Origin of the sequence: Kribbella hippodromi (assembly GCF_039531045.1) — a bacterium.
Classification (GTDB): domain Bacteria; phylum Actinomycetota; class Actinomycetes; order Propionibacteriales; family Kribbellaceae; genus Kribbella; species Kribbella hippodromi.
The window spans coordinates 183699-208088 of the sequence record NZ_BAAAPH010000016.1 but is presented as its reverse complement, the minus strand read 5'-3'; the positions used below and the strand labels follow the sequence as shown (position 1 = coordinate 208088).

The window sequence follows — 24390 nt, the reverse complement described above, 5'->3', positions numbered from 1 at the left end:
TTCGGCATTGACTTTCGGCACGCTGTTGAGTTCTCAAGAATCGGACGCACACCGCAGTCTGACTTTTCAGCCAGGCTCCCGGGGCAACCTGCGTTACTCTACCGGATCAGCTTCGCCGAGTCAAGACCCGATTTTTGCCGATCCCCACCCGCGTCCTGCTGGCCGACCCGAGTCCGGAGACACGTTTCGGCTGCACTAGCCTTTGGGGGGTTCAGAGCGACCGGCCGCTTTCGCGTCCCGCGCCTCGCTCCAACAAGAAGAACAGTACGTGGCTGGCAGGTGACGGGTCAAATCGGCCCCCGGTGGGCAGGATCACAGGCTTGCAATTTGCTGCCGGGCGGCCGGATGTGGGAGTGGAGACCACTCCCACCTCACAACCGTCAGCCCTGCGCCGGTGTAGCCAGAACCCCTGCGAAAGAACGCTTCCCACGCCGCAGCACAAGTACGCCGCCCGGCAACAGGTCATCCGTACCCGGCACGTACTCCGCGTCCTTGACCTTCTCGTTGTTCAGGTACGCGCCACCCTCGGCCACGGTCCGCCGAGCAGCTGACTTGCTGGCGACCAGACCGGACTTCACCAGCAGGTCGCCGTACGTCGGCATCGCCTCGCCGGCGCCCAGCTGCACGTGCGGTGCCTCCTGCAGCGCAGCGACGAGCGTGGAGCCGTCCAACGACCCCAGCTCCCCCTGCCCGAACAGCGCCTTCGACGCCTCCTGTACGCGCCGCGTCTCCTCAGCGCCGTGTACGAGCGTCGTCACGTCCTCAGCCAGTACCCGCTGTGCTTCGCGTGCCTGTGGTCGCTCCGCGGTCGCCTGCTCCAGTGCGGCGATCTCCTCAGCCGTACGGAACGTGTAGTACCGCACCAGCTGCAGTACGTCCCGGTCGTCGCTGTTGAACCAGAACTGGTAGAACGCGTACGGCGTCGTCAGCTCCCGGTCCAGCCACACCGTGCCGGACTCGGTCTTCCCGAACTTGGTACCGTCCGCCTTCGTCACCAGCGGTGTCGCCAGTGCATGCGCCTTGCCCGCATCAGTCCGGCGGATGAGCTCTACCCCGGCTGTCAGGTTCCCCCACTGGTCGCTACCGCCGGTCTGCAACGTGCAGTTGTGCCGGCGGTACAGCTCCAGGAAGTCCAGTGACTGCAGCAGTACGTAGCTGAACTCCGTGTAGCTGATCCCCTGCTCCAGCCGCGCCTTCACCACCTCGCGGCCGAGCATCCGGTTCACCGGGAAGTGCTTCCCGATGTCGCGCAGGAAGTCCAGGGTGTTGAGGTCCTTGGTCCAGTCGTAGTTGTTGACCATCCGCGCCGGGTTCGGCAGCGCCGGATCGAAGTCGACGAACTTCTCCACCTGGGCGCGTACCTTCTCGACCCACTCGTGCACGACGTCCTTCGGGTTCAGCACCCGCTCCGACGTCTCCTTGGGGTCCCCGATCAACCCAGTAGCGCCACCGACCAGCCCGATCGGGTTGTGGCCGGCCAGCTGGAGCCGTCGCAGTGTCAGCAGCTGCAGCAGGTTCCCCATGTGCAGGCTGGGAGCGGTGGGGTCGAAACCGACATAGGAGGTGATCGGTCCAGCCGCCATCGACGCGCGCAGTGCGTCCGGGTCGGTGGAGTGGGCGATCAGGCCACGGCTCTCCAGGTCGTCAAGCACCTGAGTGCGGCGTTCGGTCACTAGTTCTCTCCTCGAGTACGTCGGTCGGTACTAGTGTCCCGTAAACGGCTAGGTGGAGTCTGGACGGGTCAGGACCGACCGCAGTTGTGGGCGGAGTGCATGTCCGTCGGGGCCCTGGACCGTGACCGCCGTCGGCCGGTGTGGGTCGTGCGCGCCCGGGTCCTGGTTGGGTACGGGGAGACCGTGCGACAGCACCTGCTCGGCCGGAGTCAACTGGCGGATGCCGATAGCGAGTACGTGATCCGGATGGCTCTGGGCGAAGTCACCGTACAGCTGGGGGTCGTGCTGGCCGTCGTCTCCGATCAGCACCCACTGCACCTTCGGGAACTCCCTGGCCAGCCGCCGTAGTGCAGTGCGCTTGTGCTCCTGGCCGCTGCGGAACCAACCTGTGTTGGTCGGTCCCCAGTCCGTCATCAGCAGTGGCCCCGGCGGGTACCCGTGCCGCGCGAAGAACCTGGTCAGTGTCGGCGCGGTGTTCCATGCCCCGGTGGACAGGTAGAACATCGGCGCGCCAGGGTGGTCCGCCAGCAGCTCGTCGTACAGCCCCGCCATCCCTGGTACGACGCGGCGCGCCTGCTCGTCGCGTACGAAGGTGTTCCACGCCGCGATGAACGGCCGCGGCAGCATCGTCAGGATGACCGTGTCGTCGATGTCGCTGACCAGACCGAACTTGGCGTCCGGATCCGGTACGAAGATGCGCGCACGTGCTTGCCGGTCGCCATGTACGCCCAGGTTGATCTCGTGCCAGCCCGGTGGGAGCACCACCGGCACGGTGAGGTCGACGAACCCACCACGGTCGGTCACCGCCTCGAAGGTCTGCCCGCTGACGGTCACCGTCACCGTCACTTTCACGGCCGGCGCCGTGACGAACGCACGCCAGCCGCGCACCACCTGGTCCTCGTCGAACCGCGGCTGGTTGCGCGGGTCGCGGCCGAGCACCACCCGGGCCAGTACGCGGACGAACTCCGTGTTGCCGTACCCGACCTGCGGGATGATCCGCTCCTGCCAGCCACGCCGCCGCAACACCGCCTGCACCCCGACGTTGAACCAGTCCTCGAGACGGGACGCGTAATGCGGACGGGCCATACCGGAAACCTACCCGCAGCACGGTCCGCTAGTCGCCCTCCCTCGCGGCGTTTGACCCGTCCTTCACGAACTGTCGGAGCCGTCTCCTAACGTCTACCCATGACCGCTCTCGGAATGTGCTTCCCCAGGACTTACCCGGCCGCGCTGGTGACCGACGTGGCGCGGCGGCTCGACGCCGGTGGTGCGGACGAGCTGTGGATCATCGAGGACTGCTTCTACACGTCCGGCCCGGCGCTGGTCTCGGCCGCGCTGGCGTCGACCGAGCGGCTGACGGTCGGGCTCGGCATCGTGCCCGCGGTCGCGCGGACGCCGGCGGTGACGGCGATGGAGTTCGCGACGCTCGAAGCGCTCGGGCCGGGGCGGTTCCTGCCCGGTATCGGCCACGGAGTGCAGTCGTGGATGGGGCAGATGGGCGTACGCCCCAAGTCACCGTTGACGACACTGGAAGAGGTCACCACGAGTGTCACGCGGTTGCTGGCCGGTGAGGAGGTCAGCTTCGACGGCAAGACGGTCTTCCTCGACAAGGTGAAGCTGGACGCGCCGCCGGTGCAGGCACCGCCGATTCTGCTCGGTGTGCAGGGGCCGAAGTCGATGGCGCTGGCCGGGCGGGTCGCCGGCGGCGTGGTGCTGGCCGAGCCGGCGACTGCGGCGTACGTGCGGCAGTCGGTCGAGTACGCGGGATCGCCGGAGGGGTTCGTGGTCGCGGTGTTCACGTCGATGTGCGTACGCGCGGACCGGAAGGCGGCGTACGAGTTCACTGCTCCGTGGCTCGGCGGGCACCTTGGTCACAAGCCCCCGCAGCTGACTGCGTTGCCGTTCTTTGACGAGATGCAGAAGTTGTACGCGGAGTCCGGGGAGGCCGGGCTGGTGGGGATGCCGCGGGACTGGTGGACGCAGATCGGAGCCATCGGGACGGTGGAGGACGCGGCTGAGCATCTGGCGGGGCTGGAGGCGGCTGGGGTGGATCATGTCGGGCTGTTCCCGGATCCGGAGGTGGAACACGGACTGCCGCAACTGGACTACGTGCTCGAGCTGGCCAACCGCTGACGGCCCGAGCGCTGGGCTGGCTGCCCACTAGCGCGCGACTGATGCCGGCCTGCGGCTGGCGCTAGCGCACGGCTGCCGCTGGTAGGCAGATGGCGCTAGCGCGCGGCTCATCTTGGTAGGCGGCTGACGCTGGTGGGTGGCTGATGTTGGTAGGCGGCTGGCGCTGGTGGGTGGCTGATGTTGGTAGGCAGCTCGCATTGGTGGGCAGCTGGCGCCACCGCGCGGCTGATGTTGGTAGGCAGCCGGTGCTGGTGGGTGGCTGGTGCTGGTGGGTGGCTGGTGCTGGTGGTGGCTGGTGCTGGTGGGTGGCTGGTGCTGGTGGGTGGCTGGTGCTGGTGGGTGGCTGGCGCTAGCGTGCGGCTGGGGTTGGTAGGCGGCTGGGGTTGGTGGGTGGTTAGCGGCGTTTGGGGACGTGGGGGCGGTACGGGGAGACGGTTGGGTCGTTTGGGATCCAGAAGCGCCAGGGGCGGTCGGCGGCGTCGCGGAGGCCGACTCGGGGGCCGGTGGATGGTTCGCCGTCGTAGCCGGGGCCGGGGAGGAGCTGGATCGGTGAGTGTTTGGCGAGCAGGTCGATGCCGTTGGCGGCGCGGCCGATGCCGAGGGCAACACAGAGGCGGGCCGGGCCGCGGGCGAGGTCGCGGTCGGGGCTTGCCTTCGGGCGTTTGACGACCGGGCCTTGGCGTACGCCGGACGCTGCACTTTCCACGCCAGGCACTCCCCCGCCGCCAGGCACTTCACCGCGGATGTCAGGTGCTTCACCGCGGATGTCAGGTGCTTCCCCGCGGATGCTGGGTGTCTCCTTGCGAGCGGCGTGCGGTTGCTCGAGGGCAGCCGGGGCAGTTTGGTTGAAGGCGGGCTGTTCTTCGGTGGGGTGGCCGCGGCGGGTGCGGGCCAGGTCGAGGCCTTCGATCACCTCGCCGGCGCGGAGGAGGACGGCCGATGGTTTTCCGTCCGGGCCGGCGACGACGTTCATGCAGAAGTGCATGCCGTAGGTGAAGTACACGTACAGGAAGCCGGGTGGGCCGAACATCACTTCCGTACGGGCGGTGGGGCCGCGGTACGCGTGGGAGCCCGGGTCGTTCGCGCCGTCGTACGCCTCGACCTCGGTGAGGCGGACGGCGACGGTACCTTCCTGAGTGGTGCTGCGCAGCACCATGCCGAGCAACTTCGGAGCCACGTCCAGCACCGGACCAGCAAGCAAACCCCGTCGCACAGGCATGCGCAGCACCTTAGGCGACCGCTGACCAAGCCAGTCCTCCGGCCGGCTCGCCCAGCGGGCTGTTGTAGGTACACCATGCTGCGGTCGACCGGCACAGGGCGGGTGCTGGCTGGTGCTGGCTGGGGCTGGCTGGGGCCGGCGGACGAAGCAGCTGCTGTCACCGACGACTGCTGACCGGCGAAGCAGCTGCTGTCGCGGACGAGTGCTGGCTTGCTGAGACAGCAGCCTGCTGGCACTCGCGGGCTTGCTCAAACAGCCGCCGCTCGCACTGCCAGGCGCTGACCGACGAAGCAGCTGCTGTCACCGACGACTGCTGGCTTGCTGAGACAGCTGCCTGCTGGCGCTGACAGGCTTGCTCAAACAGCCGCCGCTCGCACTGGCAGGTGCTGACCGGCGAAGCAGCTGCTGTCGCGGACGGGTGCTGGCTGGCTGAGACAGCTGCTTGTTGGCGCTGGCGGGTTTGCTCAAGCAGCTGCTGCTCGCGCTGGCAGATGCTCGCGGACGAAGCAGCTGCTGTCGCCGACGACTGCTGACCGGCGAAGGTGCTGGGTGAAGCAACTGGTGCTTGGCTCAAGCACCCGCTGCTGGCACAAGCAGCTGCTGGCCGGCACAAGCGGCTGCTGGCCGGCGCAAGCGGCTGCTGGCCGGCGCAGGCGGCTGCTGGTCGGTGGAGCGGCTGCTGTCGCGGACGGGGCTGGGGGTAGCTGCTGCTGGTGCCGGGGGTGCTGGTTAGGCGGGGGGTGTTTCGGTGAGGCGGGTTTTGTGGGGTTGGGCTCGGGTTTGGAGTTCGGTTAGTTGGGCTGTTACTTGGGGTTGGGAGGTGCCGCCTCGGGTGTTTCTTGAGGTGAGGGAGCCTTCTACCGTCAGGACGGTGCGGACTTCGGGGGTCAGGTGGGGGGAGATGGCGGCCAGGTCCTGGTCGGTGAGGTCCCAGAGTTCTATGCCGCGTTTCTCGCAGGCCTGGACGCAGGCGCCGGCCAGCTCGTGGGCTACCCGGAACGGGACTTTCTGCCGGACCAGCCACTCGGCGATGTCGGTGGCGAGCGAGAAACCCTGCGGCGCGAGCTCGGCCAGGCGGTCGGTGTTGAAGCGCAGGGTGCGGATCATCCCGGTGAACGCGGGAAGCAGCACCTCGAGGGTGTCGATGGAGTCGAAGACCGGCTCCTTGTCCTCCTGCAGGTCCCGGTTGTACGCCAGCGGCTGCGCCTTGAGGGTCGCCAAGAGCCCGCTCAGGTTCCCGATCAGCCGGCCGGCCTTGCCGCGGGCGAGTTCGGCGATGTCGGGGTTCTTCTTCTGCGGCATGATGCTGGACCCGGTCGAGTACGCGTCGTCCAGCTCGACGAAACCGAACTCCTTCGTCGCCCAGATGATCACCTCTTCGGCCTGCCGGGACAGGTCGATGCCGATCTGCGCGGTGACGAACGCGAACTCCGCGACGAAGTCCCGCGCGGACGTGCCGTCGATCGAGTTCGCCGACGAGTTCGTGAAACCGAGCTCCCGGGCAACGAACACCGGGTCCAGGCCCAGCGAACTCCCGGCCAGCGCACCCGACCCGTACGGCGAGTCCGCCGCGACGCGAGCGTCCCAGTCGGCCAGCCGGTCCAGGTCCCGGATCAGCGGCCAGGCGTGAGCAAGCAGATGGTGTGAGAGCAAGACCGGTTGCGCGTGCTGCAGATGCGTACGCCCCGGCATCGCGGCGCCCAGGTGCTTCGAGGCCTGCTCGGCCAGTGCGTTCACCTGATCGAGGACGAGCCGCCCGATGATCCGGCCGTGCTCCCGCAGGTACGCCTTGAACAGCGTCGCAACCTGGTCGTTCCGCGAACGCCCGGCGCGCAGCCGGCCGCCCAGCTCGGCGCCGAGCCGCTCCAGCAGCCCGTGTTCGAGCGCGGTGTGTACGTCCTCATCGGCTTCGGCCGGAAGGAACTTGCCGGCGAGCACGTCCGCGAGCAGTGCGTCGAGACCGGCCAGCATCGCGTCGAGGTCTTCGTCGGTCAGCAGCCCCGCGCGGTGCAGTACCTTCGCGTGCGCCTTCGAGCCGGCGATGTCGTACGGCGCCAGCCGCCAGTCGAACTGCGTGGACTTGCTCAGCGCGGCCAGCGCATCCGCCGGCCCACCCGCGAACCGCCCACCCCACAACCCCGCCTGCTCACCTGAACTCACAAGAATCCCTTCTCTCCGCTGACGGCTTATGTCGCGGGTAACGTGTTGTAACAGGTCAGTGGTGAAACAACCAGCTACTTGGTTTCGCGTGCTGCGAGGGACAGGAAGCGGGCGGCGAGGGCCGTGCCGCCGGTGGGGTTGCGGGAGACGACCATGACGGTGTCGTCGCCGGCGATGGTGCCCAGGACGTCGTCCAGGCCGACATGGTCGATGGCTGACGCGAAGTACTGGGCCGCCCCGGGCGGGGTTCGCAGGATGACCAGGTTGGCACTGCCCTCCGCGGACACCAGGAGCTCGGACGCGACCCGGGCCAGCCGCGCCTCGAAGGCGGCCGCCTCACCAGCGCGGGGCGTACGGTCGCCACCTTCGCCGGGGACCGCGTACACGAGCTGACCGGACCCGTCGCGGACCTTCACCGCACCGATCTCCACCAAGTCGCGGGACAGCGTCGCCTGACCGACCACCAGGCCGGAATCGGCCAGCAGATCAGCCAGCTCCGTCTGCGACCGCACCGGCTGCCGCCCGAGCAGCTCCACAATCCGCTGTTGCCGCGCAGTTTTGGTAGTCGGTACGGCGATACTCATGCCTCGAAACTCCTTGCCAACAGCCACGACAGCAGCGCCTTCTGCGCGTGCAGCCGGTTCTCGGCCTCGTCCCAGACGACCGATTGTGGTCCGTCGATCACGGCCGCGTCGATCTCCTTGCCACGGTACGCGGGCAGGCAGTGCAGCACGATCGCATCCGGCGCGGCCTTGGCAAGTAGTTGCTCGGTCACCGCGTACGGAACGAACGGCGCCTCCCGGTCAGCCGCCTCGGCCTCCTGGCCCATCGACACCCAGGTGTCGGTGGCAATCACATCAGCACCGTCGACGGCCGCGACCGGATCGACGGACCACGCCACCGAACCGCCGGTCTGCTCCGCGATCGTCGCCGCCCGCACCAGAACATCGGGATCAGGCTGGTACGCCTGCGGTGACCCGATCACCACGTGCATCCCGGCCGTCGCACCGCCGAGCAGGTACGAGTGCGCCATGTTGTTGGCGCCATCCCCCAGGTACACGAGCTTCAGCCCAGCCGTAGAACCCTTGTGCTGGCGTACGGTCTGCAGGTCGGCGAGGATCTGGCACGGATGGAACTCGTCGGTGAGTGCATTGATCACTGGTACCCGGGACGCCGCCGCCATCTCGTCGATCCGCTCCTGGCCGGCCGTCCGCCAGACGATCGCCGCGACTTGCCGGTCCAGCACCCGCGCAGTGTCCGCGATCGGTTCGCCCCGCCCCATTTGCGAGGTCTTCGCGTCGATCACCAGCGGTACGCCGCCGAGCTCCGCGATCCCGACCGAGAACGAGATCCGGGTCCGGGTCGAGGTCTTGTCGAAGATCACCGCGACCGTCTTCGGCCCGCTCAACGGCTGATGCCCGTACCGATCGCCCGCCAGTTGCGCGGCCAGCGTCAGTACCTCGTCCTGCTCGACCGGCGAAAGATCATCGTCCCGCAGGAAGTGCCGCACCATTAGTTCGCCTCCGTCTGATCGAGCAGCCCCGGAAGGGCCGTGACGAAACTGTCCACGTCAGCCTTGCTCAGGATGTACGGCGGGGCCAGCCGCAACGCGTCCGGGACCGGATTGTTCACCACGAAACCGGCTTCCAGCGCCAGCGCGGTGACCTGGTCGGACACCGGCTCGGTCAGCTCGATCGCGCGCAGCAGCCCGCGGCCGCGGACGCCGGCGATCTTCGGGTGGTCGAGCGCGAGGATCGAGGACGCGAGGTGGTTGCCGATGGCATTCACCTGGCCGAGCAGGCCGTCCCGCTCGATCACGGTCAGCACCGCCAGCCCGGCGATCGCCGCGACCGGGTTGCCGCCGAATGTGGTCCCGTGGTTCCCCGGCTGCAGCAGATCGGCGGCCGCGCCGAGACCGATGCAGGCGCCGATCGGGATCCCCGCGCCGAGGCCCTTCGCAACGGTGACCAGATCCGGCACGATCCCCTCGGCCTCGTACCCGAACCAGGTGCCGGTCCGGCCGATGCCGGTCTGGATTTCGTCCATCCACAGCAGCGCGCCGTGCTCGGACGTGATCCGCCGCGCGGCCTGCAGGTACCCGGCCGGCGGCACGATGACGCCGTTCTCGCCCTGGATCGGCTCCAGGATGACGGCGGCGGTCCGGTCGTCGACCGCAGCGGCCAGTGCGTCCGCGTCGCCGTACGGCACGAACTCGACGTCACCGGGCAGTGGCGCGAAGGCCTCCCGGTACGCGGGCTTCCAGGTCAGCGCGAGCGCACCCATCGACCGCCCGTGGAACGCGCCGATGGTGGAGACGATTTTGGTACGTCCGGTCCGCCGCGTGATCTTGAAAGCAGCCTCGTTCGCCTCGGTACCGGAGTTGGTGAAGAACACCTTGCCCGGTACATCGAAGAGACCGAGCAGTTTCTCGGCCAGCGCGATCTGCGGCGCGGAGGCGAAGAAGTTCGAGACATGCCCCAGCGTGGCGAGCTGCGACGTCACCGCGGACACCACGAACGGATGCGCGTGACCGAGGCAGTTCACCGCCAGCCCACCGAGCAGGTCGAGGTACTTGTTGCCGTCCGCATCCCACAGGTACGCGCCCTCGCCCCGCACCAGCACGCGCTTCGGTGCCCCGAAGGTGTTCATCAGCGCACCGGAGTACCGCGAGGTCAGCGCGGCCTGGGTGCCGTCGACAGTGAGCAGTTCGGTCATGACGGGATCACCTGGGTTCCGATTCCGGCGTCAGTGAAGATTTCCAGCAACAAGGAGTGCGGTACGCGGCCGTCGATCACGGTGGCCCGGGAGACGCCGGATTCGACCGCGCGCAGGCAGGCTTCCATCTTCGGGACCATGCCGGAGGCGAGCGACGGGAGCAGTTCGGCCAGTTCGGCGGTGTCGATCTGGGTGATGATCTCGTCGCTGTCGGGCCAATTGCGGTACAGGCCTGCCACATCGGTAAGGACGACGAGCTTCTCCGCGCCGAGGGCCGCGGCCAGCGCGGCGGCCGCGGTGTCCGCGTTCACGTTGTGCGCGAGGCCGTCCTCGTCCGGCGCGATCGTCGACACCACCGGAATCCGGCCGGCGTCGATCAGGTCGACCACGGCCTCCGGGCGTACGTCGACCACATCGCCCACCAGTCCGATGTCGACCTGTTCACCGTCCACCAGCGCCGTACGCCGCTCCGCGGTGAACAGGCCGGCGTCCTCGCCGGACATCCCGACCGCGAACGGACCATGCGCGTTCAGCAAACCGACCAGTTCCCGGCCGACCTTGCCGACCAGGACCATGCCGACGACGTCCATCGCCTCCGGTGTGGTCACCCGCAACCCGCCGCGGAACTCGCTGTCGATCCCGAGCCGCCCGAGCATGTCGCTGATCTGCGGACCACCGCCGTGTACGACAACCACGCGCACGCCGGAGTACCGCAGGAAGACAATGTCCTCGGCGAACGCCCGCTTGAGCTTCTCGTCGACCATCGCGTTCCCGCCGTACTTCACCACCACGGTCTTCCCGTGGAACTCCTTCAGCCAGGGCAGTGCCTCGGTGAGGACCGCGGCCTTCTCGATCGGATCTGCGGGAATCATGACGAGTAGGCCGAGTTCTCTTCGACGTAGGCGTGGGACAGGTCGGTGGTCAGGACGGTCGCGGACGCCGGTCCGGCGTGCAGGTCGATCACGACGTCGATCTCCAGCCCGCTGAGGTCCGCTTCGGAGCGGTCGACGCCCTTGCCGCCGGCGACGCAGATGGCGGCGCCGTTCAGGGTGATGTCGAGCAGCGACGGGTCGAACGCGGTCGGGGCGTTGCCGACGGCCATCGCGATCCGGCCCCAGTTCGGGTCGGAGGCGAAGAAGGCGGTCTTGCACAGGTTGTCCTCGGCAACGACCTTGGCGGCGGCCAGCGCCTCCGCCTCGGACGCCGCGCCTTGGACGGTGATGCTGACGTGCTTGGTGACGCCCTCGGCGTCGGCCTGCAACTGCTTCACCAGGTCAGCAGCCAGCACGGTCAGCGCGGCCTCGAACTCCTCGGGCGTCACGGTCACGCCGGATGCGCCGGAGCTGAGCAGCAACACGGTGTCGTTGGTCGACGTACCGCCGTCGACGTCGAGCCGGTTGAACGTCTTGCCGACCGCGTTCCGGAGTGCGTGGTCGAGGTGCGGCTGGTCGAGGACGGCGTCGGTGGTGATGACGCTCAGCATCGTCGCCATGTTCGGCGCGCACATCCCGGCGCCCTTCGCGAACCCACCGATGCTCCAGCCGCCGGCGTGCTTCAAGGCGGCCTGCTTCGGCACGTTGTCGGTCGTCATCACCGCGGTGGCCGCGGCCAGCCCGTGCTCAGGACCGTTGCCCAAAGCATCCACGGCCAGCGAAAGTCCCGGGATCAGCGCGGCCATCGGAAGGCGTTCGCCGATCAGGCCGGTCGAGCAGACGCCGATCTCCGCGGCGCCCACACCCAACAACGCCGCCAGCTCTTCGGCGGTCTTGTGCGTGTCCTGAAAACCTTCCGGCCCGGTGCACGCGTTCGCGCCGCCGGAGTTCAGTACGACAGCCTTCAGTACGCCGGCGGTCAGGACCTGCTGCGACCAGAGCACCGGCGCGGCCTTCACCTTGTTGGTGGTGAAGACCCCGGCGGCGACGTTGTGCGGTCCGTCGTTCACGACGACGGTCAGGTCCGGCGTACCCGCGGGCTTGATCCCGGCGATCACTCCGGCCGCGCGGAAGCCGGCCGGCGCGGTGACCCCGGCGCTCCGATCGACTCCTGGATCCAGCGCGGTGCCCGGGGTGGTATCGACGGTCACGGGGCTACTCCTACGAGGGGCAGGGCCGTGGTCTCGGTCAGACCCTTGGCCAGGTTCATGCACTGCACGGCGGCGCCGGCGGTGCCCTTGGTGAGGTTGTCCATGGCGGCCACGATCACGGCCCGGCCGGTGCGCTGGTCGAGGGCGACCTGCAGCTGCACGGTGTTCGCGCCGAGCGTGGCCTGCGTCTGCGGCCACTGCCCTTCGGGCAGCAGGTGGACGAAAGGCTCATCCGCGTACGCGGCCTCGTACGCCTTGCGCAGCGTTTCGTAGTCGGTGGAATCAGCGATCGGTGCGCTACAGGTGGCGAGAATGCCGCGGGCCATCGGCACCAGGACCGGCGTGAACGAAACGCTCACCGCCTGGTCCGCGTACGGCGTGAGGTTCTGCTCGATCTCCGGAGTGTGCCGGTGGACGCCACCGACGCCGTACGCCGAGGCCGAACCCATCACCTCCGCACCGAGGAGGTGTGCCTTCGGAGCCTTGCCCGCGCCCGACGTACCGCTGACCGCGACGACCACCAACTGGCTCGCGTCGACGAGTCCGGCCTGGACCGCAGGCAGCAAGGCGAGCGTGGAGACGGTCGGATAACACCCCGGTACGGCGACTCGATGCGCACCGCGGAGCTTGTCCCGTTGCCCGGGCAGCTCCGGCAGTCCGTACGGCCAGGAGCCGGCGTGCACTCCGCCGTAGAACTCCACCCATGCCTCGGCCTCGAGCAACCGGAAGTCCGCGCCGCAGTCGATCACGGTGACTGTGTTGTCAAAGGCGCCGAGCTGCTCGGCGATTCCGGCGGACTGTCCATGCGGCAGCGCGAGGAACACCACGTCGTGACCGGCGAGATTCTCCGCCGTGGTCTCGGCCAGGATGCGCCCGGCCAGCGGCACGAGGTGCGGGTGGTGCGCGCCGAGCGCCGTACCGGCGTTCCCGCCGGCGGTCAGCGCGCCGATCTCCACGTCCGGGTGGCCGCTCAGCAACCGGAGCAGCTCACCCCCGGCATAACCACTGGCCCCGGCCACCGCCACCGTCACGCTCATATGAATGAGTATGCCATGATCCGGATGAATATCCAATCCTCAACCTTCGGCAGCTCGACAGGACGTACCCGTCTACGTACCTCGTCATGCACGCCTGCGGGGTCCGCAATGCACGCGCCGACCGGCGACACCTCCTGTCGAGCTGCCGATTGTGACCCAGTTCATGTCACAGCGGAGTTGGTGTGGCGTGTCCAAGGGGGGACGACGGACTTCTGGAGGATGAGATGGCGCGGATCGGGCTCGAGCACCGGCGGACGGCGAGCGTACGGCTGGTGGAATGGATCAGCCGGCGGAAGTTCCGGAAGGTACCGGACCCGGTGAAGGTGGCGCTGCACCACCGGCCGGTGCTGCTCACGACGGCACTGCTGGAAGGTACGGCCGGCAGCTGGAAGGCCCTCGACCCCGGCCTGAAGGCGCTCAGTGTGATGGTCGCGTCCGCCCGGATCGGGTGCAGCTGGTGCATGGACTTCGGATACTGGGAGTTCCATCACCAGGGCATCGACCTGGCCAAACTGCGCGATGTGCCAAGGTGGCGGGACAGCGACGTCTACACGGATCTGGAGCGCGCGGTGATGGACTACACCGAGGCGATGACGGCGACGCCGCCGGAGGTCACCGACGAGCAGGTCGAGCGGCTGCGGCAGGACCTGAGCGAGAAGGAGTTCGTCGAGCTGACCGCGATGGTCGCGCTGGAGAACTTCCGCTCCCGGGTCAACGCCGCCGTCGGCCTCACCAGCCAGGGCTACAAGGAGTACTGCGAGCTGAGGCCGGCCACGTGACGGCAGACCAACTCGCCCAGGAGTTCGCCGAGCACCGGCCGGTACTGGTCGGGGCGGCGTACCGCGTGGTGGGGAGCGTCAGCGATGCGGAGGACGTGGTCCAGGAAGCCTGGTTGCGGTGGTCGGCGATCGAGCACGACGACATCCGCGACGTACGCGCGTACCTGATCCGGATCACGACCCGGCTGGCGCTGAACCGGCTGCGGGAACAGAAGGCCAGGCGGGAGCAGTACGTCGGGCCGTGGTTGCCGGAGCCGATCAGCCCGTTGGAGTCACCGGACGATCCAGCGGCCGCGGTCGAGCTGGCGGACTCGGTCAGCATGGCGATGCTCGTCGTACTGGAGACGCTGTCACCGCTGGAGCGGGCCACGTTCGTACTGCGTGAGGTGTTCGATGTTCCGTACGACGAGATCGCGGAGACGCTCGGCCGATCGGAAGCGGCCGTCCGCCAGCTCGCGCATCGGGCCCGCGGGCACGTCCACGCGCGGCAGCCGCGGCATCACGTCGACAAGGCTCGGCATGACGAGGTGACGCTGCGGTTCATGCAGGCGGCCGGGTCGGGTGACTTCGATCAGGTGGTCGCGCTGCTCGCACCGGACGCCGTACTGATCAGCGACGGCGGCGGCAAGAAGCGGGCCGCGCTGCGTCCGATCGAGGGCGCGGAGAAGATCGCGCGCTGGCTGTTCGGCGTCCTCGCGGGCAATCCGGGCTTCGAGATCCGGATGGCGACGCTGAACGACGAGCGCGCCTTCATCGCGTACTACGACGACGAGCCGGACACGGTCACGTTCCTGCGGACGTCGGAGGGCTTGATCACCGAGCTGTACCTGCTGCGGAACCCGGACAAGCTCGGGGCAGTACCGCCGCGGCACACCCTCGAGCCGTAGACTATCTGCAACTCAGTCGCAGCTGGAGGTGCAGTGAAGTATCTGGAACTGGAGCCGGACGACGCGCTCGACCCGGGCGTGCGGGCGGACTTGCTGGACACCTGGGTGGCGGCGACGAACGCCGGCGGCGCGGTCGGGTACACCCCGCCGGCGCCGGTGGAGCAGATCGCCGAGAACCTCGACGGCGCGCTCAGCCGGATCGCGGCCGGTACGGACCTGCTCGGCGTGCTGCACACAGGTGAGCGGTACGCGGGCATGGGCATGCTGGTGAGTCGCGGCAGCGCGCTGAACGCGCACTGGCGGACGGTGCTGCGGGTGATGGTGCATCCGGAGTACCAGGGCAACGGCGCCGGCCGGATGCTGATGGAGGGGTTGCGCGGGTCAGCGGTCGATCTCGGGCTGGAGCAGTTGCAGCTGACGGTTCGCGGTGGGCTCGGGCTGGAGAACTTCTACGGCCCGCTCGGCTACCGCGTTGTCGGCGCCCACCCGCGCGCCGTCCGGGTCGCCCCGGACGACTACCGCGACGAGGTCATGCTGGTGATGGACCTGTAGGTCACTTCCGGGTGCGGGCCATCACGACCAGGGTCGCGCCGAGGGCGGCGAGCAAGACGCCGAGGGTGAGGACGATCGGTGGCGGACCACCGGTGAGCGGAAGAGCAGCTGGGGCGTACGCGGTGAAGTCGTCGGCGTCCGCGCCCACGGTGAACTTCACCGGTGCGGTGACCGTCTCGCCGGTGTCGTCGGTGCGCTGATACGTGACCTTCGCGGTGCCGGTGAACGCAGCCGCGGGTTTGAGTGTGACTGTGCCGTCACCGGCGACCGACCACGTGCCCGCGCCGTCGGTGACGTGCTTCGTACACGTGCCCGTCGCCGTCCGGAGGCAGACGGAACTCGGCTGGATCTCGCCGCTGTCGTTGAGCAACGGATTCACCGCGACCGCATTGCCCGGCGTGCCGGTGGCCGCGTCCGGCGCCGCCCGCGCGAGCAGTGGACCGGCGACCGTCACGTCGAGCAGCGCGGTGTCGGACGTACCGTTCGCGTCGCTGACCCGGTACGCGATCGATCGCGTCGTACCGACGAAACCCTTCACCGGGGTGTACGTGATGGCGCCGCCCGTGCCCACCGCGAAGACACCCTCCTTCGGCACTGTCACGGTCTTCTTCTCCTTGCCGTCCGCCGGATCACGCAGCACGACGGACTCCGGGCGGAGCGGCGCCGACGGATCACCGGCCTTGTCGTTGCCAAGAACATTCACGACCACCGCCGTACCGAAAGCGGTGTCCGCGCTGTCGTCGACGACCACCGGCCGGACCGGTACGACCGTGACGGTGATCGTGGCACGGGCCGAGTTCTGGTCGCTGTCTTTCACTTCGTACCCGACCGGTCGCGCGGTGCCCGTGAACGTCGCCGTCGGACTGAACGTGACCTTGCCGCTGGCAACCACGTACGTACCTTCGCCGGCCACCGTCACTTCGTCGACCAGCGCACCATCGGGACCGACCAGCAGCAGCGAGTCGGGATCGAGCTTCGCGTCCGGACCCGGCTTGTCGTTGGCGAGCGGGTCAATCGTTACGGCGACATGCTGCTTGGTCCGCGCCACGTCGGGCATCGCGACCGGTCGCGCTTGCACGGTTACGGTCAGCGTGCCGGCGCCGACGGTCCCGTTGCGGTCCGCGACCTCGTACCCGACCGGGACCGTCGCGCCCGCGAATCCATCGACTGGAGCGAAGCGGATCGACCCGTTCGGCTGAACGGTAAAGGTCCCTTCGCCGGGCACGGCCAGCGCGGGCAGCGGCTCGCCGGTGATCGGATCGATGACGCGGACGGTGGCCGCGACGAGCGGCGCACTGGCGTCACCGGGCTGGTCGTTGGCAAGTACGTTCACCGTCAGCGGCGTCTCGTACGCAGTGGTTGCCGCATCGTCCGTGATGGCCGGGACGACCGGCGTCATCGTGACGGTGACCGCGGCAGTCGCGGTGTTTCCGGTGGTGTCGGTGACCCGATAAGGGATCGAGACGACCCCGCGGTACGCCGGCTCCGGGTCGAAGGTGATCTTGCCGGAGTCGGTGTTGACCGTGAACACGCCCTGGCCGGGGATCACCGCCTTCCGTTTCCAGTCACCCGAGTACAACTGCACGGTGGTCCGGTCGAGCTCGGCGCCCGTACCCGGCTTGTCGTTGGCCAGCGGATCGACCGTGACCGTCACGTTCTGCTTGGTGGTGACCGCGTCCGCCACCGCCGACGGGCCGTTGCCGACCGTCAGCAGCAGCAGACCTTCCGCGGTGGTGCCGTTCGCGTCGGCGATCCGGTACGTCGCGGGGGTCGTCACGCCCTGGAAGCCCTTCGCGGGCGTGAAGGTGATCGTCCCGTCATCGGCGGCGCGGTAGCTCCCTTCGCCGCCGCGCGTCATCGTCTTGCCGTACCGGCCGGCCGGGTCCTTCAGCACGAGACTCGCCGGAACCAGCGGCGCCGACGGATCGCCGGGCTTGTCGTTCGCCAGGACGTTCACCGTGATCGCGTGCTCGAACGGAGTAATCGCCGAGTCGTCGATCGTCACCGGCCAGATCGGCGTGGCAGTGACGCTCAGTGTCGAGGCCGCGTAGTTCCCGTCCGAGTCGGCGACGCGGTAGTTCAGCGGCAGCGCCTTGCCGCGGAACGCCGGCACCGGGTCGAACTCGACCGCGCCCGACGGCAGCACCGTGTACGTGCCCTGGTTCGCGACGGTCACCTTGCGCACGTACCCGGTGGTCCGCGCGGCCGGATCGATCAGTCCGACCGTGCTCCGGTCGAGCGTCGCGTCCGTCCCGGGGCGGTCGTTCGCCAGTACGTTCACCGTGACCGTGACGTTCTGGCGGGTGGTCGCGCTGTCGGCGATCGCGACCGGTGGGCGGCCGACCGTGACCGTCAGCCGAGCGGTCGTCTTCGTACCGTTGCGGTCCGCGACCTGGTAGCCGATCGGCGTACCCGGGCCGCGGAACGTCGCGCTCGGCACAAACCGGACCGCTCCCCCGACGGCCGTGTACGCGCCCTCGTTCGGGATGCTCACGGTTGCCTTCGGCAACCCGTCGACCGGGTCGAGGAGCGTGAGGCCGGCCGGGACCAGCGGCGCGCTCGGATCGCCCGGCTTGTCGTTCGCCAGCACGTTGACCGTGACCGGTTTGGCGTACGGCGTCCGTGCTACGTCGTCGACCGCGACCGGCGTGATCGGCGTAATCGTCACGGCGATCGTCGACCGGGCGGCCTGACCGAACCAGTCGGCGATCCGGTACGTCACCTTGGTCGCCGTACCGGTGAACGCCGGAAGCGGATACGCGGTGACGGTGCCGTCGGCATTGACCTGGTACACGGCCTGGCCCGGGATCTTCACCAGCTTCTTCTGCGCGCCGTCGGCCGGGTCGAGCAGGGTGAGGCTGCGCGGATCGAGACCGCTTCCCGGGCCTGCTGTGTCGTTGGTCAGCGGGGTGACGCGGAGGGGCAGGTTCTGTTTGCCGGTTGCGGTGTCGGGTTCGGCGGTCGGCGCGGGAGGTTTGGCGACCGTGACGGTCAGAGTCGCGGTGGTGATGGTCCCGTTCACGTCGGAGACCCGGTAGGCCATCGGCGTCGCCGGGCCGGTGAACTTCGGCAGCGGGTCGACGACTACTTTGCCTTCGGGGGTCGTCGTGTAGCTGGCTTGGCCGGGGACCACGACTGTCGCTTTCGGCTCTTTGGTGGCCGGGTCGATCAGCCGGACGCTGCTCGGGACGAGCGGTACGGACGGGTCGCCGGCGTCGTCGTTGGCCAGCACCGAGACGGTCACCGGGGTGTCGTACGGCGTGGTGGCGGTGTCGTCGGAGGCGTCGGGCTGGACTTTCGTCACGCGCGCGGTCAGGGTCGACGTGCCGATCGCGCCGTTGCTGTCGGCAACTTGATAGCCGATCGTGGTCGCGGCACCGCTGAAGGTCGGGAGCGGCTCGAACAGCACCTTCCCGTTCGGCTTCGCCGTGTACTTGCCCTGTCCCGCGATCACCAACGAGGTGACCGGCCGGGATGATGACGGCTGCGCCGGCGGGACCGTACGCGACGGCGTGGAGTGCGGCGGGGCGAGCAGGCGGACGGTCGTCGGAACCAGTGCAGCACCGGTCGGACCGGGCTTGTCGTTGTCGAGCACGGGGATGACAACCGATCGGCCCTGGAGCGTCGTGATCGTGTCCGGATTCGCCACCGGCGGCCCGGGTGCATTCACCGAAACCGTCAGCGCCGCCCGCGCCGCCGTACCGTTCTTGTCCAGCACCTGATACGTCACCGCGGTCGCAACGCCACTGAACCCGTGGACCGGCTGGAAAACCACCTTCCCGCCCGCAACCAGGTACGTGCCCTGCCGAGCAACCATGACCTTGTCGACCAGCCCACCGTCAACCGGATCAACCAGCTTCAAGGTCGTCGGCACCAGCGGCGCATCCGGTGACCCGGGCAGATCGTTGTCCAGCACCGGCACCACCACGTCGGTGTCGAACGCCGTCGACACCGAGTCACCGTTGGCAGTCGGCGTCACCGGCCGGACAGTCACCGTCAACGTCGACTCGGCCGTCTGCTTCGTACTGTCGCTGACCCGATAACCGATCGAGGTACCGACTCCGGTGAACCGCGGCTGCGGAACGAAATCCACACCGCCGTCCGGTTTCACCACGTACTCGCCCTCGCCCGCGATCACGACCTTCTTCTTGAACGCCGCGTCCGCTGGATCCCGCAGAACGACCGAGCCGGGTACGAGCGTGACGCCCGCGGCCGCGCTGTCATTGGCCAGCGGCTTGATCGCGACGCTGACGTTCTGCGGCGTACTGATGGTGTCCGGCTTCGCCACCGGCCGATCCGGAAGCGCGACGGTGACGGTCAGCTTCGCGGTGGCGGTCGTCCCGTTGCTGTCGGCAACGCGATACGTGACCGGCTTGGCCACCCCGAAGAACCCCGGCACCGGCTCGACCCGAATCGTCCCATCGGCGTTGGCAACGTACTTCGCCTCGCCGACCACGTTCACCATTTGAACGCAGTTGCCGCCGTCGATCAGGCACAGCGTCGCGGGCGCCAGCGGCGTACCCGGCTCCCCCGGCTTGTCGTTGGCGAGCACCTTCACCACCACGGCCGTACCGAACGCGGTCGTCGCGGGGTCGTCGGTCAGCACCGGCGGAGGCGGCGGCGTGATCGGCAGCGGGTAGTCCTCGACCTCGCCCGCGTCCGCGGCACCGGTCGGTTTCTCGACTTGCGCGTCGTTGTAGCCGACCCGCACGCGCGCGTACGCCGCCCCTGCTTTCGGAGCGAGCTCCGTCCAGCGCAACGTCACCGTGCTCTGCTTGGCCGAGAACGGCGCGCAGGCGCGTTCACCCGGGTCGAAGCTGCCGTTGAGGTTGAAGTCGATCCACCCACAGGCTCGCCCGGCCTTCGACGCGCCAGTCAGCTGAAGGTCGGCCGCGTACGTGGTCTGGTTGGTGCGCAGCGGCTTGAAGACGACACCGTCATCGCCCTGGTCCGGCGTGACCGGCCCGGTCGTACCGTTCGCGACCGCGGCGTTGTCTTCGGTGACGTCCTTACCGAGGTGTACGTCGCTGATCACGGACCACGCGGCACCGTACGACGCGGGCGCATCGCCGAAGTCCTCCGGTGCGGTCGCGACAATCGAGAACGCGTCACCGGACGAGCCGTTGTTCGTCGCGGGCAGCTTCGGGTGCTTGGTGAACAAGGCCGTGACGCCGAAGGTCACCTTGGTCACGACACCGTTCACCCGGACGGAGCCGCACGCCGCCGTCGCCGTCGTGTCCAGACCGGACGGGGACTTGGTGTTCACACAGTTCGGGCCGCTGTCGTCGTTCGCGGCAGTGATCGTGTCGCTGGTGACCGCTAGATTGTTGCCCTGACCAAGCTTCGTCAGGCTGAGACCGGCGGTGCCGAGTTTGAGGATCGCGTGCAGCTCGGACTGGGCGGTCGTCCGGTTGCTCATCGTCCGGGTGACCGAGCCGCCGAGACCGCCGAGGTGCAGGACCGGGTTCCGTACCGGCTGGGAGAACGCGATCGTGATCGTGCCGCGGTCCCCACACCCGCCGGTGGACGCGCAGTCGCCGGTGTTCACGACCATGTCCTGCGCCGGGGCCGTCTTGGCGAGCGCGGGCTGGTAGGTGGTCGGCCCGAGGCCGCGGAACGCGACCGTCGTCGGGTCGCCGAGCTCGGTCTGCCCGGTCGCGGTGATCGTCTGCCGCACACCGGAGCCCGGCATCACGGTGGTCGCGGAGTCGCCGGCCACGAAGGGCGCGGTGGGTACTTCGTACGCGCTTGCGGTGCCGGCGTTCAGGAGAAGGGTGGCGAGCACAATCGCCGTACCTGCCCGGGTTGCCCGCATGTTTCCCGCCCTCCCGAGCAATTCACGGCACTACCAATCGCTGCGGCCGCGGGCGGGCGGACCTGCGTACGAACTAACGGCGTACGCCGACCCGATGTTACGGGAGAACTACTCTCCGAGGTCGTAGATCCGGACCTTGCCGATGCTGTGTCGCAGGACGGCCAGCTGGTCCAGCGCCGGCGCCACCCGGCCGTTCCGCGCATCGGCGTACAGCCAGCGGACGCCGTACTCAGCGCGGAGCCGTTGCAGGACCTCCGGTGTCGGCGCGGTCAGGGCCTGCTCGGTCAGGGCGACGCGGTCCGGCCACGGCGACGGCTGCTGGGTGTACCGGAGACCGCCTTCGCCCTGCTTGGCCATTGCCTGGTTCGTGTACGCCCAGCCTTCGATCAGCGTGCGGCGGCCGGCGATCCCACTGACCAGATAGCCGCGGGCATCGCAGCCTGGTACGAGACGACCGGCTGGGCGGCACCAGGTGTTCGTGGCGACCACATCCGTCGCCGCGGAGTTCTGACCGAGCCACAAAGCCGCTTCGGCCTCATCCGGGTACACCCACCAGCGCGCCGCCCGGTACGTCGGTGCCTTCTCGGTGTCACCGCGTACGGCAGTTTGCATGAGTGAACTGATCGGTGCAGTCGACAGCAACACCAGTACGACGAACATGCCGCCACCTGCTTGCCGAAAGAACAGGCGCCACGCCAGCAGCAGTACGACCGTGATACCGAGCACCGCGAGGAGCAGCTGGGTACTGAACCACAGCTGGCGCCCTGTCGACGGAGCAGGCACACCGCGTACCCAGACGAGCAGTCCGGCGTAGCAGATCGACAGTACGAAGGCAGCGACCGCGATCGGAACCGGCCGACTGGCCTTGCGGGCGCTGGTCGCCGCGAACCAACCTGCACCGGCCAGACTGAACGGTGCGGCCGTGTAGACGAAGTACGACTCGCTGACCGACGGGTGGTCGATCAGCAAGTACCCGGCCCACCCGGCGACCATCGCACCGAGCAGGAACCAGGCGACGACGTCCTTACGGCCAACTACGCCCAGACCTGCCCATGACATCGCTTGGAGCGTCAGCAGCAGCCCCAGCAACAGACTGAGTGTGCCGAGCACTGCGCCGTGTGACAGTGCCGGCAGGATCAGTCCGCCGGCACCGGGCTGGGTGGTGTCGCCAGTTGCGGCGGTGTAGACGGGTAGCGACTTCAGTACGGCCAGGAACTGCACATGCGAGCCGCTAGTGCTTCCAGCAACAGTCAAGAAGGTCACTGCGCCGACAAGGAGCAGTACTGCGCTAGCACCGATCAACCGCCACGGCAGCCGCCGGGTTGTGACCAGCAAGTAGAGCGCCGCCAGACCGACTGCGGCGATCAGTAGCGGCAGCACTGTCGGTTTGGAGCCACCACCGACTATCGCGATCGGCACTATCAACAGCCACAACCATCGGCTGCCGCCCTTGAACAGCAGGTCGATCAGGAACACTGCTACTGCAACAGCCGCGATCATCCCGAACGTCTGCGACGGGCTGAGCAGGCTGACCGGCGGTGCGAGGTTCACGCTGGTGTTGACGAGCAGGAACAGCTGGGGCGCGGCTAGTGCGAGTGCCGCGAGTACGCCGGTCCACCACGTGCGGCTGACTTGACGAGCGAGAGTGGCGCAGACAAGCAGCGCGACGACAAGCCAGGGCAGAATCCACAGCCGGAACAGCACCACCGTCGGAGTCAGCCGGGTGACATCAACGGCCGCGGCCATGTCGGCGTTCGCGAACCAGTGGTAGTCCAGCGGCTCCCCCACGACCTGTGGCGTCTCCGGCGGCAGGGCGCGCGTGAGTTCGTGCACCATCGACAGGTGGTACAGCAGGTCCGGGTAGTACGACTCACCGTCCGGCGGCATCGGGTGGTACGCCATCACGCCCAGCGTGGTCGCGCCGATCATCACGGCAGCCGACACGGCCAGGCCCCACGTCCACAGCACCGGCAGTGGTTTCGGATCAGTGATCCGCCAGTACTGCCGGCCCGCGATCGCGAAGCCGGCCAGCACCAAGATCGGCCAGATGATCAACCAGCGTTGCCAGCCGAGGGCGGTGAAGATCGCCCAGCCGATCAGCTGCCAGGTCGCGCCGACGACCGCCCCGAGCCCGAGGTCCTCAGCCCAGTTGCCGGTACTGCGCCAGGCCGCGCGGAGCAGCAACGTCCCTGGCAAGGCGATCGCGCCCACGAAGTACGCTGCGTACTTGACGAGTGGAGCAGCGCCGACATCACCGAGCGACGCGAACCCGGCGACTGCGACCAGAATCGGCAGCAGCCACGGGAGGTACCGCTTCATCTCTGAGTGGGTGCGGTGGAATTGTCGTGGACTGGGTCCTGGTGGCCGTGGTCTTCGAGGCTGTCGTACCCGACCAGGAACTGCGGCCGCCGCTGGCTCGACTGGAACAGCCGCGCCACGTACTCACCCAACAGACCAAGGCAGAACAGCTGGATCGCACCGATCACACTGACCGCCAGCACGGTCGACGTCCAGCCGGGGATGCTCCGGCCGGTCAGCTTGATCACCAGCGCGCCGATCACGAACAACCCGGACATCGCGCCGCCGAGCAGCCCCAGCCAGGTCGCCAGCCGCAGCGGCGCGGCCGAGAACGCGGTCACGCTGTCGAACGCAAGGCGGACCATCTTGGACAGGTTGTACTTCGTCGTCCCGGCGGCGCGTTCGGCGCGGACGTACCGCACCTCGGTGCTCGGGAAGCCCAGCCACGGGATCACCAGCCGGAACACCCGGCCGTCGTCGGGCAGCGCGTTGACCGCATCGACCACGCGCCGTGTCACCAGCCGGAAGTCGGCCGCGTCGAACGGGATCTGCTTGCCGACCAGGCGGCACATCAACCGGTAGTACAGCCGAGCCGTCGTACGCTTCGGCCAGCTGTCGCTGGAGCGGTCCGAGCGGACGCCGTACACGACGTCGACGTCCTGCTCGCGGACCGTGGCCAGGAACTCCGCGATCACCTCCGGCGGGTCCTGCAGATCGGCGTCGATCGTGACCACGTACCGGCCGCGCGCCCGGCGGAAACCGGCCGACTGCGCGGCCTGGTGACCGCTGTTGCGGAGCAGGCGGACGACACGGAGCTGCGGCCAGTCCTTCGCCGCTTCCAGCAGCAGCGCGGCGGTCCGGTCCCGGCTGCCGTCATCGACCACCAGCAGCTCGTACGTGCAGCCCAGACCGTCGAGCAGCGGGTGCATCCGCTCGAAGAAGATCGGCAGCACCTCCTCCTCGTCGTACATCGGTACGACGACGGAGAGCTCGGGCTGGGTGTCCCGCATCGGCTGCCTTCCCCTGTTACTGCGATTCA

General features: G+C 68.5%; 17 protein-coding genes. 4 read left to right on the top strand and 13 right to left on the bottom strand.

Translation table 11 applies throughout. From position 1 onward, the window contains the following. Nucleotides 1–380: 380 nt before the first annotated feature. Together tyrS and ABD260_RS24495 are read right to left on the bottom strand one after the other, a co-directional pair. On the bottom strand, nt 381–1673 hold the full coding sequence (gene tyrS, locus ABD260_RS24500) for a tyrosine--tRNA ligase (RefSeq protein WP_344236735.1): 1293 nt from the start codon (nt 1671–1673) through the stop codon (nt 381–383). A gap of 48 nt (nt 1674–1721) precedes the next feature. Further along, on the bottom strand, nt 1722–2759 hold the full coding sequence (locus tag ABD260_RS24495) for an App1 family protein phosphatidate phosphatase (RefSeq protein ID WP_344236733.1): 1038 nt from the start codon (nt 2757–2759) through the stop codon (nt 1722–1724). A 99-nt stretch (nt 2760–2858) separates the two neighbouring features. On the opposite strand from ABD260_RS24495, the gene ABD260_RS24490 reads away from it, so the two are divergent. Continuing rightward, nucleotides 2859–3806 (top strand): LLM class flavin-dependent oxidoreductase, encoded by a 948-nt coding sequence (locus ABD260_RS24490; RefSeq protein ID WP_344236731.1) that lies wholly within the window; start codon nt 2859–2861, stop codon nt 3804–3806. Between the two features lie 394 nt (nt 3807–4200). Here the strand turns inward: ABD260_RS24490 and ABD260_RS37635 are convergent, their stop codons facing one another. From ABD260_RS37635 to argC, 8 genes are all read right to left on the bottom strand, one after another. Further along, a complete protein-coding gene (locus ABD260_RS37635) occupies nt 4201–5025 on the bottom strand; it encodes a DNA-3-methyladenine glycosylase (RefSeq protein WP_425553379.1) in 825 nt (274 codons plus the stop codon). 729 nt (nt 5026–5754) lie between these two features. Continuing rightward, nucleotides 5755–7185 (bottom strand): argininosuccinate lyase, encoded by a 1431-nt coding sequence (gene argH, locus ABD260_RS24475; RefSeq protein ID WP_344236729.1) that lies wholly within the window; start codon nt 7183–7185, stop codon nt 5755–5757. A gap of 74 nt (nt 7186–7259) precedes the next feature. After that, on the bottom strand, nt 7260–7769 hold the full coding sequence (locus tag ABD260_RS24470) for an arginine repressor (RefSeq protein ID WP_344236727.1): 510 nt from the start codon (nt 7767–7769) through the stop codon (nt 7260–7262). Then, nucleotides 7766–8698, bottom strand: coding sequence for an ornithine carbamoyltransferase (gene argF / locus ABD260_RS24465; protein ID WP_344236725.1), 933 nt, complete (start codon nt 8696–8698; stop codon nt 7766–7768). Before argF ends, ABD260_RS24470 begins: the two co-directional genes overlap by 4 nt. Continuing rightward, nucleotides 8698–9900, bottom strand: coding sequence for an acetylornithine transaminase (locus ABD260_RS24460; protein ID WP_344236723.1), 1203 nt, complete (start codon nt 9898–9900; stop codon nt 8698–8700). Before ABD260_RS24460 ends, argF begins: the two co-directional genes overlap by 1 nt. Then, nucleotides 9897–10772 carry an acetylglutamate kinase gene (gene argB, locus ABD260_RS24455; RefSeq protein ID WP_344236721.1) on the bottom strand — a complete coding sequence of 292 codons (876 nt, stop codon included), beginning with the start codon at nt 10770–10772 and terminating at the stop codon, nt 9897–9899. Before argB ends, ABD260_RS24460 begins: the two co-directional genes overlap by 4 nt. Further along, nucleotides 10769–11983 (bottom strand): bifunctional glutamate N-acetyltransferase/amino-acid acetyltransferase ArgJ, encoded by a 1215-nt coding sequence (gene argJ, locus ABD260_RS24450; protein ID WP_344236719.1) that lies wholly within the window; start codon nt 11981–11983, stop codon nt 10769–10771. The genes argB and argJ overlap by 4 nt, the downstream gene beginning before the upstream one ends. Continuing rightward, nucleotides 11980–13020, bottom strand: coding sequence for an N-acetyl-gamma-glutamyl-phosphate reductase (gene argC, locus ABD260_RS24445; RefSeq protein ID WP_344236717.1), 1041 nt, complete (start codon nt 13018–13020; stop codon nt 11980–11982). Before argC ends, argJ begins: the two co-directional genes overlap by 4 nt. 224 nt (nt 13021–13244) lie before the next feature. On the opposite strand from argC, the gene ABD260_RS24440 reads away from it, so the two are divergent. The 3 genes from ABD260_RS24440 to ABD260_RS24430 are packed head-to-tail and all read left to right on the top strand — an operon-like array spanning nt 13245 to nt 15238. Continuing rightward, complete coding sequence (locus ABD260_RS24440; protein ID WP_344236715.1) at nt 13245–13799, top strand: carboxymuconolactone decarboxylase family protein; 555 nt, start codon at nt 13245–13247, stop codon at nt 13797–13799. Continuing rightward, nucleotides 13796–14686: an RNA polymerase sigma-70 factor gene (locus ABD260_RS24435; protein WP_344236713.1), complete on the top strand. Its 891-nt coding sequence runs from the start codon at nt 13796–13798 to the stop codon at nt 14684–14686. The genes ABD260_RS24440 and ABD260_RS24435 overlap by 4 nt, the downstream gene beginning before the upstream one ends. 33 nt (nt 14687–14719) lie before the next feature. Beyond that, the gene (locus ABD260_RS24430; RefSeq protein WP_344236711.1) at nt 14720–15238 is read left to right on the top strand and encodes a GNAT family N-acetyltransferase; all 519 of its coding nucleotides are present in this window, start codon (nt 14720–14722) and stop codon (nt 15236–15238) included. A gap of 1 nt (nt 15239) precedes the next feature. On the opposite strand, the gene ABD260_RS24425 is transcribed toward ABD260_RS24430, so the two are convergent. The 3 genes from ABD260_RS24425 to ABD260_RS24415 form a co-directional block, all read right to left on the bottom strand. Next, a complete protein-coding gene (locus ABD260_RS24425) occupies nt 15240–21053 on the bottom strand; it encodes an Ig-like domain-containing protein (RefSeq protein ID WP_344236709.1) in 5814 nt (1937 codons plus the stop codon). 108 nt (nt 21054–21161) lie between these two features. Further along, a complete protein-coding gene (locus tag ABD260_RS24420) occupies nt 21162–23372 on the bottom strand; it encodes a hypothetical protein (protein WP_344236707.1) in 2211 nt (736 codons plus the stop codon). Beyond that, on the bottom strand, nt 23369–24361 hold the full coding sequence (locus ABD260_RS24415) for a glycosyltransferase family 2 protein (RefSeq protein ID WP_344236705.1): 993 nt from the start codon (nt 24359–24361) through the stop codon (nt 23369–23371). The genes ABD260_RS24420 and ABD260_RS24415 overlap by 4 nt, the downstream gene beginning before the upstream one ends. Between the last annotated feature and the right edge of the window lie 29 nt (nt 24362–24390).